Origin of the sequence: Bacillus basilensis, assembly GCF_050630465.1 — a bacterium.
Classification (GTDB): Bacteria; Bacillota; Bacilli; order Bacillales; family Bacillaceae_G; genus Bacillus_A; species Bacillus_A basilensis.
On record NZ_JBNTQO010000003.1, the window covers coordinates 243,219 to 259,068 of the forward strand.

The following is a 15,850-nucleotide window of genomic DNA, read 5'->3' on the forward strand; positions in this document are numbered from 1 at the left end:
TTTCTTTTTTATTATAAGGATAACGTTTTTATAACATCACCAATAATCCCTTCCATTTGATGAACACCTAAGTCAGCGTTCGTCATTATAACGGCACCATTACCTCGGTATGGATAGCATAATTATACATTGAAATCCCACGCCCCATCCAAGTGAATAAATTTGTAAGTCCTCATCCGAATCATCTAGAAAAACACCTAATCCAGTCCATTTTGAGCAACCTTGAGGAGAAATCATGTCTTGTACTGTTTTTTGAGAAAGTTTTAGTTTTCCCTTTCCTTGTAAGGAATGAATGATTTCAATTACTAAAGTTGATAAGTCAGTTGGTGTTGTCCAAATGCCTGAAGCAGCTGCGAATAGATAAAATGGATACTTCTCATTTGTAACGGTGCCATCTTTATTATGTCCACAAGAGAATGTATCTAATTTATTTATATTTTTAGTAGAGAATACGGTACTATTCTTCAGTTGCAATGGCTGAAAGATATATTTTTCAAGTAAAAGATTGAATGTTTTTCCAGTTATATCTTCAAGTAGTAGTTCAATAATACAAAAGTTTGCATCAGAGTAGTGAAATTCACTTTCTGGTTCATAATTCAGGTCTATAGGTACTGGGCAATATGATGTTTTACCGGCAAGGAGTTCTGACATGTTTGGTCGCCCTTGTGCAAGTGTATAATTCTCAAAACTATTAGGAGGATCAATAATTCCAGATTGGTGACTTAATAAATTTCGCAACGTGATTTTTTTCTGTGAGGTAAGTAGATTGGTAGGTGTGTTCCAAGATGTGAGTCTATCATTTATGTCTTCATCTAAATGCACGATTTCTTGATCTGACAACGTCAGTACAAGCATTGTAGTGGAGAATTTACTAATTGAACAAGAATTGAATATAGAATTCATAGTGACAGTTCTATTTGTTCCAGCTTCAAGTGTTCCAAAAGCAATCGCTTCGTCTAGTTTGCCGTCACGTATAACGGCAAGACTTAACTCTGCAACGGAATATTGGCTCATTTTCTCGTATATATTGTTACTTTTTAAGTTCATAGTGACTCCTTCCTTCAAAAAAGACAGAATGTTAGTTCTATTATACAGTAGTAAATAGAGAGAATGAGAGAAAAAGAAAAAACTTCATCTTTTATCGATGAAGTTTTTAAGTTAATCCGAAGTGAATGTTTTAAGAAATTTGTCTCGGTACATGTACATTAACCATGAGATTGTTAGTAAGGAAATAATGACTTCTTTATTTTTAATTGGCTCATTGAAAATAAGCCAACCAACTATATCAAATAATAAATGTAGTGCAATTGAAAGAACTACAAATTGTAGTAATGTCTTAAAAAATCTTTTCATAAAGTGTCCCCTTAAAATATAAGGTTTTATCAACAGTGTTGTATATTACTATTATACATTAAATGTGTCATGTGGTAAAATTTACATAAGTTAGTGAAATAAAACAAATGAAAGCTAATGAGGAGGAATAGTCATGGAATTTTGGATGATCATACCGATAGCGATCTTTGGGTTTATTTATATCGTTGAAAAATTAAATAAAATTGAAAAGAAAACGGATGCACGTTTAAAGCGGATGGAAGATAGATTACAGCTAATTACGAAAGAAATGGGAATTGTAGATAGAGAACCCGAAATTAATAAAGAGTTGCGCCAGCTTATGGAAGAAGGAAAAACAGTTACAGCAGTTAAGAGAGTAAGAGAAGCATTTGGGTTTTCATTGTTAGAAGCGAAGCAATATGTTGATAAATTATAAAAAGATCATCCATTTGGGTGATCTTTTTTACTGAATCGTACATGTATTTATTTTTACATACAATGGATTTGTTGAAATAAGAAATTGTGGGAATATAAAAGCGAGGAGAAACAAGTTTCTCCTCGCTTTCTTCTAGCTATATTTAAATGCAAAGCTGTCGATTACACCTGCATACGTTACTGAGATTTTAATTCCAAGTATACAAATACCAGTACCGTCATAATTGCTATAACAACGTAAGTAGCATCAAGCATGATAAGTGTCTTTAAAGTTTCAGTCATCCTAATTCACCCCTGGTATAAAAATCATAAAGATAACAATGTACATGAAATTTCTTAAGTAGTTTCTATATAAATATATCATATAAATAATGTAAACAATGTTAAGATAATGTAAATGTATTGTAAATAAAGAGCTTTCCCATAAAATCGGTAATCAAAAAATAGCTAGTTGGTAATAGTTCTCTAAATCTATTAACTAGCTATTTGAAAGTACCAACAAAGATGTACATTTTTCAGTAATGTTTTTAGAGTCAATAAAAATATTATGTCAACAATATGAACTGTCACAAATTTTTATATATTATTGTGATTGATATCACATCCTTTTATTTCACCGGGTATTATGCTTAGTTTGTAAGCAATGATTGGGAGAGGGTGGGATGATATGTTTTGTTATCAATGTGAGCAAACCCCAACAGGCGGATGTAAAATAATAGGTGTTTGCGGAAAGAATGAAACAATTGCAAGTTTACAAGATACAATTGTGTTTGGGTTAAAAGGAATTGCAGCTTATCGTACGCATGCTGCTCAGCTAGGGTATACGGATGCATTTGTAGATGCTACAACGCAAGAAGCACTATATATGACATTAACAAATTCAAACTTTAATGAACAAGAACATATTGATATGGTTATGAAAGTAGGGAAATCAGCTTTACGAGTAATGGAGTTGTTGGATGAGGCACATACGAATCACTTTGGCGTTCCAGAGCCTGTTCAAATTACACAAAACCATGTAGAAGGTAAGGCAATTGTAGTTACTGGTCATAATTTATTTGCATTAGAAGAACTATTAAAGCAAACAGAAGGAAAAGACATTAATATTTATACGCATTCTGAAATGCTGCCAGCACACGGTTATCCGCAGCTGAAAAAATATAAACATTTAAAAGGGAATATTGGGAAGGCATGGTATGATCAACGACGTCTTTTCGAAAAATTTACAGGTGCTATATTAGCGACAACGAATTGTGTTATGCCAATTAAAGGATCATACTCTGATCGATTCTTTTCATATGATATTGCAGGTTTAGAGGGTGTACAAAAAATTGAAAATGATGATTTTGAACCATTGATTCAAAAAGCGCTAGAACTCCCAGAAGTACATATGGAGTCGGATGAGCAGTTAGTAACAGGGTTTCATCATAATACAGTATTATCATTAGCTCCGGAAATTATTAATGCAGTAAAAGAAGGAAAGATTAAGCGATTCTTTGTCATCGCAGGTTGTGATGCACCAGGAAAAGGCGGAGAATATTATCGTGAATTAGCAACGTCACTTCCGCCAGAAACAGTTATTTTAACAACTTCTTGCGGGAAATTCCGCTTTAATGATGTGAGTTATGGTGTTGTACCTGGTACAGAGATTCCGCGTTACATTGACTTAGGGCAATGCAATAATTCAATTTCTACAGTGAAAATAGCGGCTGCTTTAGCAGATGCTTTCCAATGTGAAGTGAATGAATTGCCAGTTAGTATTGTCTTATCATGGTTTGAACAAAAAGCGATTGCCATTTTACTTGGACTATTTAGTCTTGGTATTCAAGATATTCGTATCGGTCCAAAGGCGCCTGAATTTATTTCACCTGGCGTGCTTGATGTATTACAAGAAACATTCGGTTTAAAACTAATTACAACTGCAGCAGAAGATATGGATATGATGTTATCGTAACGAAAAAATGTTTTTATTTAATTATGGCTGTATAAATCATTTGTATGTGCGTGAGTAAACGTACATACAAATGATTTATCTTATTAATAAAAGGAAGCTGCTATATCTATAAAATTTATGATTTTATAAGGCTTTTAAAGGGTCCCACCACATGCTCATCAACTTAAGATTTGTAAGTATCCCCAAAATGAAATTTCCACATGAATATATATAATTTCACCTCTTTTTCATTTGAATTGAAAATATTGAAAAAAGCCCAACTCATTTTGATTACACTTTTCAACATGTAGGGCTTTTTTTACTGTAACAAAAAGTTGGGGTACAGACGCATACCCATCAACCTTTTATTATAAAGTAACCTCTGAACGTATTATATTATTGTTTTTTCTTGCCAGACATAAAAATGATATATTTGTCTTGTTGATAATTGGTAAACAATATTATAAAATGTTTATGTATATGCAAACTTATTTTATTTTCGTTTGGTTTTATTGGATATGCAGGAAAAGTTAATGATAATAAAATAATGGGTATATCACCTGCGAAAAGAGTGGAACTAATACGGAAAGGATGCGTTTGTTAAAAAATTAAAAAAGTAAGCATTGTTAGCTCTTGAAGAAAAATGAATAAAAAAGTTACAAGCATATGGAGAATAGGTGTATATAAAAAAGTCCTAAAGGGGGACGGAATTATGAAACAAAGAAAGTATTTGGTAACACCTCAAGATCGAATGAATTATGTATTAGGTCTTTATTCTGCAGATCAACAAATTAATGCAGTTCTTTATTTTTCTGTAGGTATATCAAAGGAAATACTTGAAGAATCAGTAAGGATAACGTTACAATTGCAGCCAGTTTTGAACAGCCGGTTTGTAGAAAATGATATTCCTTACTGGGAGGAACATTCATCTGGCACTAAATCACCCATTTTCTTTTTTGCAGAAGGAAATAATCAAGAACTTGAAATAATGGCAATGGATTTTATTAAGGAACCTGGTGATCGTATTGATGGGCCTATGGTTCAAACAAAATTATTACGAGGCACTACAATAGATATGTTAGTTGTGAAATTATCTCATCTATGTTCAGATGGTACAGGAGTCAAGGAATATATTAATTTACTTGGAACAATTTATACTCAACTTTCCTTGGGACGATCTAAGAATCAAATTATAAAGGAATTTGGTGAGGAAAATGAGAGTTTTCGAGATCAATCACATGTATTCAAATATGCTGGAATATCGGACATAAAAAGTGCGTATCGTCCTAACCAAGAACAACAGGCATCGTTATGGTCTTTTCCATCTAAACCTAATAAAAATAAATTCCCCCAAATGTCCGTACGACGGTTGAGCCATGAGCAAACTCTACGTCTAACCCAATGGGCAAAAGGACAACAGGCTACTTTGAATGATGTAATCATGGCTGCATACTTCCGAGCTTTATCACATTTCACTGTGTATGCAGAACCTCGCACCGCAGAAAAAATGATTGGTTTGACAATTGATTTACGTCGATATCTGCCTAATAATACAACTGGTGCTATTTGCAACTTATCCGGTATGGAAATGCCAGTGATTAAATTGGAAGAAGATGAAACATTTAATCAGACTCTTGTTCGAGTTAAACAATCAATGGATAAAATAAAGTCTCAAAATCCAGGTCTTTCTTCAGCTGCAGGAATGGAGCTACTGGCAGAAATGAAGCTATCTACAGTGAAAGAAATGTATAATCAGCAATACGAACAGGCTGTACAGATGGGGATGGCGTTGCCATTACTGACAAATTTGGGAGTAATCGCTGATGAAGCTATTCAGTTTGGTCAAATTCAAGCTGAGGACGGGTATATGACATCGCCTATTATGTATGCACCATTCTTTTCAATGGGAGCAAGCTCTTATAATGGAAGACTTACATTTACGATTGGTTATCATGCGCCGGCTACATCAAAAGAAAAGGTAGAAGAATTTTTAGATAGTGTTGTGAATCAACTATCAGAAATAAAATAAAAGAGAATATAGAGAAAAAATTTCTAGCAGAGTTGTATTTTAGGGGCTCGTATCATGTACGGCTAATCTCTGGAAATTTTCTCTGATCACACTTGCCTTTATGCTTTGTATACAAGGGGAATCGTAGTGAGAAACAATTTGTATCGTGAAAAAACAAGATATATCGGTATAAAAACAATAAAACAGAGCAGATTTAAATTCCCCTTTGAATCAGCTCTGTTTTGCTAGTTTGATGGCCCTTACAACAAAAAATGTATATGTTTTTGTTGTAGAGCATTCTTTAACTTACTAGTTATATGGATAGTTCAACATAAAAAAAGTAGCCTGTATCCGATTGGGATATAGCGGATTTTAAATTTTTTTGAAAATAAAGTTGACATTCTCTCTACTCAGTCATACAATGTAGTTGTAATAAGTAATACTGAATAGTGTGGTTTTACTCAAAAGCTATTCAGTAAAAATTCGCCTTAGTACTCTGTGATACTGAATATAAGTCAGACAGAATAGGGGGTAAAGGAGGATCAGAACATGGAAAATTTAACTGAAATGCTGAAAGGTTCGCTGGAAGGGTGTGTGCTGGAAATCATTAGCCGCCGTGAAACGTATGGTTATGAGATTACCCGCCATTTAAATGATCTAGGGTTTACCGAAGTCGTGGAAGGAACGGTCTATACCATCCTCGTACGATTAGAGAAGAAAAAGCTTGTAAATATTGAAAAGAAACCATCAGATATGGGGCCGCCTCGTAAGTTTTATTCATTAAATGAGGATGGACGTCAGGAACTTGAATTGTTTTGGAAAAAATGGGATTTTGTATCGTCAAAAATTAACGTCTTGAAGTCAAACTAGCCTCATAATATTAAATGTTCCGGCTCGTATTTGGAGAGTTTCTTGTTCGGCTTTATAAAAAAGGAGGAAAATAAGATGTTGGAAATGTTCAAAAAATTAATTGGTGATAAAAAAGAGTACAAAATGATGATGGCACGTGTTGCAGCACTGCCAGAGGACTATCAGTTTGTGTTTAAGAAAATTCAAAACTACATGTGGAATTTTTCGACCGGAAACGGGATGGATATGCTGCACATTCAGTATGAATTAATTGATTTGTTTGAAGCCGGTGCAGCTGAAGGTAGAGAAGTGCTTGATATTACTGGGGAAGATGTGGCATCCTTTGCTGACGAACTAGTGGCAAATGCTAAAACGTATGTCTCTAAATATCGTGAAGATTTGAATGAAAGTATCATGAAAAAATTGAGAAAAAAATAAATGCAATAAGTAATACCGACTGATTAGCTGGTTACAAATGTGAACTACCGCCATCGCTATTCAGTTATATTTTTAAACCACTACTAAGTAATACAGATTATCAGTGATACTAAATAGAGGGTGAAGGTAATTTATTTTTATAAGGGGGAAAAAGTATGAGCAATGCAGCGATTTCTGTAAAAGGACTAAAAAAATCTTTTAAAGATAAAGAAGTTTTAAAGGGAGTGGATTTTGAGGTGCAGCGTGGCGAAATTTTCGCGCTGCTAGGTTCAAATGGTGCTGGCAAGACGACGACGGTCAACATCCTCTCGACGCTAATGAAGCAAGGTGGCGGTGAAGTAAGTATTTGCGGGTTTGATGTCCAGAGTCAACCAGATTATGTTCGCCAAAGCATCAGTTTGACAGGACAGTTCGCAGCTTTAGACGGTATGCTTACTGGCCGAGAAAACTTGATAATGATCGCCAAGTTACGTGGTATTTCTAATCCCGCTCAAGTCGCTGACAATCTACTTGCAAGATTTAGTCTGACTGATGCGGCAAACCAAAGGGCAGATCAGTATTCAGGCGGGATGAAGCGCCGGCTTGATATCGCGATGAGTTTGATTGGGGCGCCAGCAGTTATTTTTCTTGACGAACCAACTACTGGACTTGATCCGGAAGCGCGAATCGAAGTGTGGGATACAGTCAAGGAACTTGCTGGTGGAGGAACAACCATTTTACTAACAACCCAGTACTTGGAGGAAGCAGAACAACTAGCTGATCGTATCGCGATTTTGCATGGTGGAAAAATCATTACGACAGGCACTCTTACTGAATTGAAAGAGATGTTCCCGCCAGCAAAAGTAGAGTATATCGAGAAGCAGCCGACATTGGAAGAAATATTCCTTGCGATCATTGGCAAAAAGGAGGAGATGTAAATGAAAAGCAAAACAGGTGTATTACTTGGGCGCTTAATGCGCAATATTATGCGTAGTCCGGATACAATTATTACGGTAGCGATTACACCGATTATGATGATGCTATTGTTTGTTTATGTATTTGGTGGTGCTATACAGACAGGAACAGATAACTACGTCAATTATTTATTGCCGGGAATTTTGCTAATGGCGATTGCATCTGGTGTCGCTTATACATCCGTACGGTTGTTTTCAGATGTAAAGAGCGGGCTTATGGCACGTTTCATTACGATGCCTATCAAACGCTCATCGATATTGTGGGCTCACGTATTAACCTCACTCGTTGCTAATGTACTTACTATCGTGGTGGTTATTCTTGTTGCACTCTTAATGGGCTTTCGTTCCAGTGCTAATATTTTAGATTGGCTTGCAGTAGCTGGAATACTAGGGATGTTTACGTTAGCGCTAACATGGTTGGCTATCATTCCAGGGCTGAAAGCGAAGTCTATGGAAGGGGCAACAGCCTACTCGTACCCACTAATTTTCCTCCCATTTATTAGTTCGGCCTTCGTACCTACCGAAACGATGCCCAAAATTGTCCGTGCGTTTGCTGAGAATCAGCCTGTAACTTCAATCGTGAATGCGATTCGTGCTCTTTTATATGAAGGAACTATTGGCAACGATATTTGGATTGCACTTGCTTGGTGTGTAGGCATAATGATCATCTCTTACTTTTTCGCTAGTAAGGCATTTAAACGTCAGTTAGGGTAAGTAAATTAAATCTTCCGAAATAATATATATCTTTGAAAAAGCACGGGAAGGTTTTCCATGCTTTAATACTACATTCATGCTTCGCCTAATTGTAGTAGTTTTAAAGTAAATAGGAGAATAATAAATCAAATACACATGCCTTGAAGTGTAGTATGTTAACATTCAACTGAAATAAACAGAATATTCTATATGAAAATAGAGATTAAAGATGTTATGTGCTATATTTATACTTATAAGGTATAAAATGTATAAAACAATCGTTTAGGGGATGGAAAAGGGAGAGGTTCAAATGAAATGGTATTTATATACTCTCAAAAACTATGCGAAATTTAGTGGGAGAGCTACGAGAAAAGAGTACTGGATTTTTACTTTAGTTAATAAGGTTACGTTTTGGTCATTAATATATTTGGCCTCTTATTCTTCGTCTGCCTTTTACTTAAGAGCCAATATTACTTTGCTATTTATTGCAATTTTTATTGTTCCTACTCTGGCAGTGGGAGCTCGTCGATTACATGATAGTGGAAAAACGGGATGGTGGCAGCTATTAAATTTGGTGCCATTTGGAGGAGCGGTTCTACTTGTGTTTTGTATCATTGAAAGTGATGAAGGTGAGAATAAGTATGGACCAAATCCACATTCAAATCTTAAACAAGCAATTTAATGTGTTTATAGTAAACTCTAATATAAAAAGGTGTGAACTAAGAGCTAGTTCACACCTTTTTTATTGTATTATTCCTAGAAGCTTCGTTCAGCGATGATAGCAAATATAATGTTTTCCCTAGGTATTAGAAAAATATAGACAACTGGTAATGAATTAAACTCAATATTTTGGGGTTACACCAATCAATGCTTATGGGGAGTATAAACATAATCTCTCTTGTAAACCTGCTAATATTTCTTCAGGCATTTCCCTGATTGTAATATCCTTCCCTAGGAAAAGCACCCAATTTATTATTTCCATCACTTCATCGGAATTGTTAACATTAATAAATGTTTTTAAAATGGCTGTGGATTGGTAAGGATTTGTATAAGATATTGAAATTTTGAAAGGGTGGTATTTTTTGAACTGGGCAATTGCTTTTGGACCAAGTTCAAGTACAAGATTAATTGCTTCATCCTTCTTATTTAGTTTTTCTAAAATCTTTTTCTTATTTAGCTTTTTTTTCGTCGTGTATGGTTCGATATTGATGAGATGATCCACAGGAAACATCCTCTTCTTTTCTTCTTTTAAGTCAAACCCTTCAATGATCCATTGGCTTTTTTCTTGATACAGGTGTAATAGATAAATGGAATAAGACTTGATTTCTTTCTCTTCTTTGATGGTAATCAATAAATGGCTATCCAAAAGAAGCATTTGAATGAGTTTTTCTAACAAAGGGTGGGGGAGGTCAGAAAGTTCAAGTAAATCAGGATTATGAGGGTTAGTCCCTTCAAACAGCAAGAGTTGATTTAAAAGAACAATATCATCTTGCTGGGTTTCAGAGATAAGCCCTAACAGTTTTTCAGCTAAAGATTGACGACTTTTTAGATAGGGAAGTTGTTGATTTCTTGTAGCCATAAAAGCAATAAAAAGAGCTTTCACTTCGTTATCAGTAAAGCGAACAACGGGCAGGATAGAGTTATGCATGACAAAATATCCACCAGTCCTCCCAACTTCAGCGACAAGTGGCATGCCCATAGCTTCAATTTCTCTAATGTCTCTAATAGCTGTCGATCGTGATATGTTAAATTCTCGTATGATTTCTGAAATTGTAAAGTGGGAGCGGTTGTTGATATACCGCATAATTGTATTAATCCGTTCAACTTTTTTCATTTTAGTCTCCTAAACAGTATCATTTTTTGACATGATTTAAAGATATTATAAACTCATCAGATGAAAAGAGAAATCATTTGATTCATTTTAAAAAAGGAAGGTTTTGAATATGAAAAATTATACGATTGAAGAAAAAGATAGCTTTATTGTGTTAGGTATTGGAACTGAAATTAAAAGTGAATATACAGATTTTGTTGGAATCAATAAAGAAAAGGAAGACTTTTGGTCGGCTGTTAAAGAAGATGGGAGGCTGGATACTTTAAAAGCTCTAGCTACAAATGATTACATTTTTTCTGTGAGCGAAGCGGTGAATAACAAGATGATGTATTATGCGGGTGTTATGACAGAAGCACAAATAGAAGAAGAATCTAGAGTGATCCAGTTTCCTAAGGGAGAATACTTAGTAGTAAAAGGGGAAGACAAAACAGCTGAAGAGTTAAGTAATAAGCTTACTGGCATCGCCTTCGGTCAGGCCTTACGAGAAGCAACAGATTTTGCTTATGTTGGTGGGCCAAATACAACGGTTGAGATGGGGGAAAGAAACGGTTTAGTATTTGGTGAAATGTGGATTCCGGTTGTTAGGAAGTAAAAAGATAAAAGGTTCAATTAAGGAAAGTAAAGGCTAACAATCTTGAATTGTTGGCCTTTTTGACATGAATATAATATTCATAACCTACTACACATTATGTTCTGATAAAATAGAATAAAAGGGAATTATTGTAAGGTGGTGGTGGAGTGAATAAAAAAAGACTATTTGAGCTATTTATAGTAACGTTTGTTTTTCTATTCCTTCATGTAAGCACATTTACTAATGAAAAATTTAATGATAAATTGGGTTCCTTTACTTTCTTTGTGCTATTTCTTATGGTTTATATCCATGCTAAATTTATAGACCGGTATTTTGATGATATACAAAAGTGGATTCGAAATATCACATTTTGTTTTGCTTTGTTAGTTGTTATTGGATTATCACTATGGATCGGTTACTTTTAATCCTTACTTAAGAGAATGAGAAGTATGTGATTACAATACATTTAACCCGATAATATTCCTTAGCTACATCGGCTTATATTAATCTTTTCTCTCCTCACTCATGATAAAATGTACAATAGGAAATTTTATGTAAGATAAAGGGGGAAGGTTTATGGTCAGCTTGAGTACTTTGATAGCTTTTGCAATTGTTTCGCTTAGCATGGTTTGTTCACCGGGGCCTAATATGATTTATCTCATTTCCCGTTCCATTACGCAGGGACGTATGGCAGGATTTATTTCTTTATTGGGCATCATGCTTGGTTTCGTAATCTATATAATCGCAACAATGTTCGGACTTACAGTTCTTTTCCTCGCCGTTCCCGCTGTCTATGAAGCAGTCAAATGGGCAGGTGCCGCTTACTTGCTCTGGCTAGCTTGGAATTCGATTAAACCTGGTGCTACATCTATTATGGAGCCTAGTACGATTTCTAATGAGCCGCCACGGAAATTATTTTTGATGGGACTCATGACCAATCTTCTGAATCCAAAGATTGCTATTTTGTATGTATCACTTCTACCTCAATTTGAAGATCCTGAGAAGGGATCGTTGCTTCTACAAGGTGCAGTTTTGGGTCTTACGCAAATCACTGTTAGTTTTATAGTCAACCTCCTAATTGTGTTGACAGCAAGTCGGATTGCGAAATGGTTTGGCACACGCCCAACGTGGCTACGAGTGCAGCGTTGGCTTATGGCAAGTGTTTTAACGGGGCTTGCTGTACGTCTTGCTTTTGAACGTCGACAGTAAGAGAAGAGGTATGTAAAAAAACAAATTGGTTGTATGCATAATATACAACGTCTAAAAAGCTACCTTTGCTAAAAACTATTCACCCCTCTCATAAACAGAAGCCACTTTTTATGAGAGGGATTTATTCAATTTAAGTCTATAAAAATTGAATGAAAGCAATATAAGTTCTCACTTATTTAGAATAAGAGGAAAGATGATGTTTTATTTGTTCAATAAAATACTGATGATGTATATTATCGTTAGATACTCGACTTGCCATAATAGCGCCCTCCATTGAAGATGCAAGAAAGGAAGCGAGCGATATAATGTCTATATCTTCTTTAAGTTCTTGTTTCTCTATTCCTTCTTTTATGAGAGAAGCCATTAACATTACTGTATCATCATAGCCTTTTGCTGCTGCTTTTTGTAATTCTGGAAATACTCCAGTACTTTCAATTGCACTATTAAGCAATGGACAGCCTCCAGCAATAGGGGGATTATTAGCTGCATCTTGATATACAAGGAAAATTGCAAGGATTTTATCAATTGCTGTCTTTTTATTTTCCATTGCTTTATGAAAATGACTCCACATAATCTCACCACTTTTGTCGTAGGCAGCAAGGACAATTTCTTCTTTATTTTTGAATCTACGATAAATAGATCCTTTAGGTAGTTCAGTAGCTGTCATTATATCCTGGATGGATGTGCGAGTTATTCCATTGGTATTAAATAAATATAAAGATGTTTCAATAATCTTTTCTTTTACCGTATCAACTTTAGTCATGCTTTGTAATCCTCCTAATAAAAATGAGCTTAATATTTTAGGTAATGTTTACCCTCTATTTTCTTGATTTTTTTGTAAGTATAAATAAGTTTGGAGTAAAAAATATCATATCAATCCCTATCTTATGGAAACCTCAAACGATACAGTTTGAAAAGAGGTTAATCAAATTGTAGTATCTGTATTATTCGAGTGAATTTTCTGTCAAAAAAACGTGACCAATTGTTTAATTGAGTCACTTTATACAAATAATTTTACTTGAAATCGTATAATGTGTAAAAATATATAGTTAATTTTAACGTATAGACATATGAGTAGTATATATAATTTTAATTAATATGTTTAGCTAAAATGTTTGAACTACTCCCACTTTCATTTTGTTTAATTAGGATATCTTCTGGTTAAAAGCCGTATCATTTCATACTATAAAAGATTAATCGTTAATAATGAATGAGTACGGGAATTTGATTGTAAATAAGAAACTGAGGTATAAATTTATTTGTTTTTTCCCGTTTTGATTGTGTTAATAATTTGTAAAGGGGGTTTGAAAAACTAGAAACTTATAGTATCATTAGATTCCGGACCGAACCGTCCGGTTTGAAATCTTATATAAATATATTTAGAAGGAGTACGTTATGCAGAAAGAAAATTCAAAGATTCTAGGTAATTTCATTATGGAGGTAATAAAGTGAACTTTATTAAAATGAATACAAAAGAACTTATTATGCTAATAGTTTATACAATGTTTGCATTACTTCAAATTGGCTTGTTCATATTATTTGGCATATCACTTTTAACTAACAGCAATTTAGTTGAATCAGAATTTGCTCTTAGTGCCATCGGTTTGACTGTACCTGCTATTGTAGGAATAATTTTCTTTAGGAAAGAAATTATTGAAAGTTTTACTTATTTTAAAGAGAAGACAATTTTGAAAATAGTAAGTATTCCTATGGTGGTTTTATTTACGGTAATTGTAGAACAGGCTGTTATGCGTTTTCTAGCAACTGGTCAGCCAGAGAACCAAGAACAGCTCCTTGAAACGGGCGCGGAGATACCTCTTATATTTACATTGCTTGTATTTGGTATTCTAGGTCCAATACTTGAAGAAATTATATTTCGTTATATAATATTAAATCGTTTTTCACATTATATTGGTACTGCTATTGCATCTATCATTTCGATTATAATTTTTACACTTCTTCATACGAACCAGATTTCGGATATTGCTATTTATTTACCTGGTGCAGTGATACTTACTGCGGCTTATCTTATTTCTAAAAGATCCCTTGCATATGTCATGGCGATACATATATTAAACAATTGCCTTGGTTTCATTCTGTAAGAAATTAAACTTAGCTCTGTTACGAAGTTGAAAACTAGATACAGATATTGATAAATGAGGAGTACAATTTAGACAGTGACTTATGATTCATGTAATTCCTTATACTTCAAAAAACCACAGTTTGGGTGTAAACTGTGGTTTTTTATATAGAGGCCCCACACCTCGCAAACAAGTTAAGCTCATACAACGTCAATTTTGATCTTGTTAGCTTAATAGTAGCCCTATTACAATTAAAAAAATATGTCCATATTGTTTTAATTACTTTTTTAATAATATAACTTAATAAATTTCAATATATGTTATGTATAACAGATATTTTATTTAATAAAATAGGGGGAATATCATGGCTGAAACAAATGAATCTTCAAGAAGCTATTTACAAAAAGATGTGAAGTTTTCTATTATAATTCCTGCACATAATGAAGAAAAGTACATTAGAAAATGTTTAGATTCAATTGCAAAGGCATCAGAGGCATATAAAGAGCAAACGGAAGTTATAGTTGTTTTAAATCGTTGCACAGATAAAACAGAGGAAATAGCAAAATCTTATAATTGTATTACATTGAAAAATAACGATAAAAACTTATCTAAAATCCGAAATGCAGGGGCAGAAATAGCTAGTGGAGAAATAATCGTTACTATAGACGCTGATACTATAATGACAGAGTCCGTGTTGTCTAATGTAGATAAATATTTATCTTCAGGTAAATACATTGGTGGTGGGGTGAATGGGAAGTTTGAAAGAATATCTTTAGGAATATTCTTTTCTGCAATGTTAATAATAATCCCCTTACTTTTTAAGTATGGAGCTATATCTGTAGGGATTTTTTGGTGCTATAAAAAAGATTTTATGGCAATTAACGGATTTAATGAAAACATGCTTATGGCAGAAGATGCAGATTTTGCTAAACGATTAAAAGAATGGGGAAAGCGAAATAATAAGAAATTCGGTACCATTAAAAATGGAATGATAACTTCATGCAGAAGATTTGATACATATGGAGACTGGGACTTATTTAAAAATCCAAAAGTAATATTAGCTTATATAAAAGGAAATGATCAAAAATATGCAGATAAGACATATTATGATAATCAAGAAAGATAACGATAGAGAAAATCGGCAGGAAATAGTGAGAACAGCAGATTTTCTTATACATAATGAGAGCCCAACTTAATTTAATAGATGTGATAAGAAAACCATCAATTTGATTAGTCCTTTTTCAAATCAATGGTTTTTATTTTTGAAATAAAAATCTATTTTTTTATAAAAATATTTTTTGACCCCCATAAAACTTTGTATTGCTCCGAATATGTATAGTGAAGAAAATAAATAGAAGAAAACTGACCTTGAAAGAATATTGAAGTGTTAATAAAATTACTAGATTAAGTGGGGCATCCGAAATAAAAGGGTGAAATTACCAATGATATAGAGAAGAGTTATTCAAGGATTGCAGATAAAATAGAAACAGAGCAAGCAAAACAAGGGGAAGAAAATA

General features: G+C 33.9%; 16 protein-coding genes and 1 pseudogene. 13 read left to right on the forward strand and 4 right to left on the reverse strand.

Annotated features, from left to right (window positions below; genetic code table 11):
- Positions 1 to 11: 11 nt before the first annotated feature.
- Both ACQVV1_RS07795 and ACQVV1_RS07800 read right to left on the reverse strand, forming a co-directional pair.
- Positions 12 to 1,047: pseudogene (locus tag ACQVV1_RS07795) on the reverse strand (serine hydrolase domain-containing protein).
- A 111-nt stretch (positions 1,048 to 1,158) separates the two neighbouring features.
- Entirely contained in the window at positions 1,159 to 1,353 is a 195-nt protein-coding gene (locus tag ACQVV1_RS07800; RefSeq protein ID WP_242256275.1) for a hypothetical protein, read from the reverse strand.
- 133 nt (positions 1,354 to 1,486) lie between these two features.
- On the opposite strand from ACQVV1_RS07800, the gene ACQVV1_RS07805 reads away from it, so the two are divergent.
- The 8 genes from ACQVV1_RS07805 (at position 1,487) to ACQVV1_RS07840 (ending at position 9,323) form a co-directional block, all read left to right on the forward strand.
- The gene (locus ACQVV1_RS07805; RefSeq protein WP_000397700.1) at positions 1,487 to 1,768 is read left to right on the forward strand and encodes a hypothetical protein; all 282 of its coding nucleotides are present in this window, start codon (positions 1,487 to 1,489) and stop codon (positions 1,766 to 1,768) included.
- 666 nt (positions 1,769 to 2,434) lie between these two features.
- Positions 2,435 to 3,721, forward strand: a complete 1,287-nt coding sequence (gene hcp / locus ACQVV1_RS07810) for a hydroxylamine reductase (protein WP_431168726.1) — start codon at positions 2,435 to 2,437, stop codon at positions 3,719 to 3,721.
- A 691-nt stretch (positions 3,722 to 4,412) separates the two neighbouring features.
- Positions 4,413 to 5,729 (forward strand): condensation domain-containing protein, encoded by a 1,317-nt coding sequence (locus tag ACQVV1_RS07815; protein ID WP_242256271.1) that lies wholly within the window; start codon positions 4,413 to 4,415, stop codon positions 5,727 to 5,729.
- Positions 5,730 to 6,257: 528 nt separating this feature from the next.
- A complete protein-coding gene (locus ACQVV1_RS07820; RefSeq protein ID WP_000429486.1) occupies positions 6,258 to 6,578 on the forward strand; it encodes a PadR family transcriptional regulator in 321 nt (106 codons plus the stop codon).
- A 75-nt stretch (positions 6,579 to 6,653) separates the two neighbouring features.
- On the forward strand, positions 6,654 to 6,995 hold the full coding sequence (locus ACQVV1_RS07825) for a DUF1048 domain-containing protein (RefSeq protein ID WP_063221928.1): 342 nt from the start codon (positions 6,654 to 6,656) through the stop codon (positions 6,993 to 6,995).
- Between the two features lie 155 nt (positions 6,996 to 7,150).
- Positions 7,151 to 7,912 (forward strand): ABC transporter ATP-binding protein, encoded by a 762-nt coding sequence (locus ACQVV1_RS07830; RefSeq protein WP_242256269.1) that lies wholly within the window; start codon positions 7,151 to 7,153, stop codon positions 7,910 to 7,912.
- Entirely contained in the window at positions 7,913 to 8,662 is a 750-nt protein-coding gene (locus ACQVV1_RS07835) for an ABC transporter permease (RefSeq protein ID WP_242256267.1), read from the forward strand. It abuts the gene before it with no gap.
- A gap of 289 nt (positions 8,663 to 8,951) precedes the next feature.
- Positions 8,952 to 9,323 (forward strand): DUF805 domain-containing protein, encoded by a 372-nt coding sequence (locus ACQVV1_RS07840; protein WP_063221925.1) that lies wholly within the window; start codon positions 8,952 to 8,954, stop codon positions 9,321 to 9,323.
- A 189-nt stretch (positions 9,324 to 9,512) separates the two neighbouring features.
- On the opposite strand, the gene ACQVV1_RS07845 is transcribed toward ACQVV1_RS07840, so the two are convergent.
- Positions 9,513 to 10,475, reverse strand: a complete 963-nt coding sequence (locus ACQVV1_RS07845) for a helix-turn-helix transcriptional regulator (protein ID WP_242256266.1) — start codon at positions 10,473 to 10,475, stop codon at positions 9,513 to 9,515.
- A 109-nt stretch (positions 10,476 to 10,584) separates the two neighbouring features.
- Between ACQVV1_RS07845 and ACQVV1_RS07850 the strand changes: the two genes are divergently transcribed.
- The 3 genes from ACQVV1_RS07850 to ACQVV1_RS07860 all read left to right on the forward strand — a co-directional run bounded on the left by ACQVV1_RS07850 (position 10,585) and on the right by ACQVV1_RS07860 (position 12,252).
- Positions 10,585 to 11,064 (forward strand): GyrI-like domain-containing protein, encoded by a 480-nt coding sequence (locus tag ACQVV1_RS07850; RefSeq protein ID WP_063221923.1) that lies wholly within the window; start codon positions 10,585 to 10,587, stop codon positions 11,062 to 11,064.
- 146 nt (positions 11,065 to 11,210) lie between these two features.
- A complete protein-coding gene (locus ACQVV1_RS07855; RefSeq protein WP_242256264.1) occupies positions 11,211 to 11,468 on the forward strand; it encodes a DUF3963 domain-containing protein in 258 nt (85 codons plus the stop codon).
- Positions 11,469 to 11,619: 151 nt separating this feature from the next.
- Positions 11,620 to 12,252, forward strand: coding sequence for a LysE family translocator (locus ACQVV1_RS07860; RefSeq protein ID WP_142332878.1), 633 nt, complete (start codon positions 11,620 to 11,622; stop codon positions 12,250 to 12,252).
- Between the two features lie 172 nt (positions 12,253 to 12,424).
- On the opposite strand, the gene ACQVV1_RS07865 is transcribed toward ACQVV1_RS07860, so the two are convergent.
- On the reverse strand, positions 12,425 to 13,015 hold the full coding sequence (locus tag ACQVV1_RS07865) for a TetR/AcrR family transcriptional regulator (RefSeq protein ID WP_242256262.1): 591 nt from the start codon (positions 13,013 to 13,015) through the stop codon (positions 12,425 to 12,427).
- A gap of 685 nt (positions 13,016 to 13,700) precedes the next feature.
- Between ACQVV1_RS07865 and ACQVV1_RS07870 the strand changes: the two genes are divergently transcribed.
- Entirely contained in the window at positions 13,701 to 14,354 is a 654-nt protein-coding gene (locus ACQVV1_RS07870) for a CPBP family intramembrane glutamic endopeptidase (RefSeq protein ID WP_242256260.1), read from the forward strand.
- 343 nt (positions 14,355 to 14,697) lie between these two features.
- Positions 14,698 to 15,459, forward strand: a complete 762-nt coding sequence (locus ACQVV1_RS07875) for a glycosyltransferase family 2 protein (protein ID WP_242256258.1) — start codon at positions 14,698 to 14,700, stop codon at positions 15,457 to 15,459.
- Positions 15,460 to 15,850: the final 391 nt, after the last annotated feature.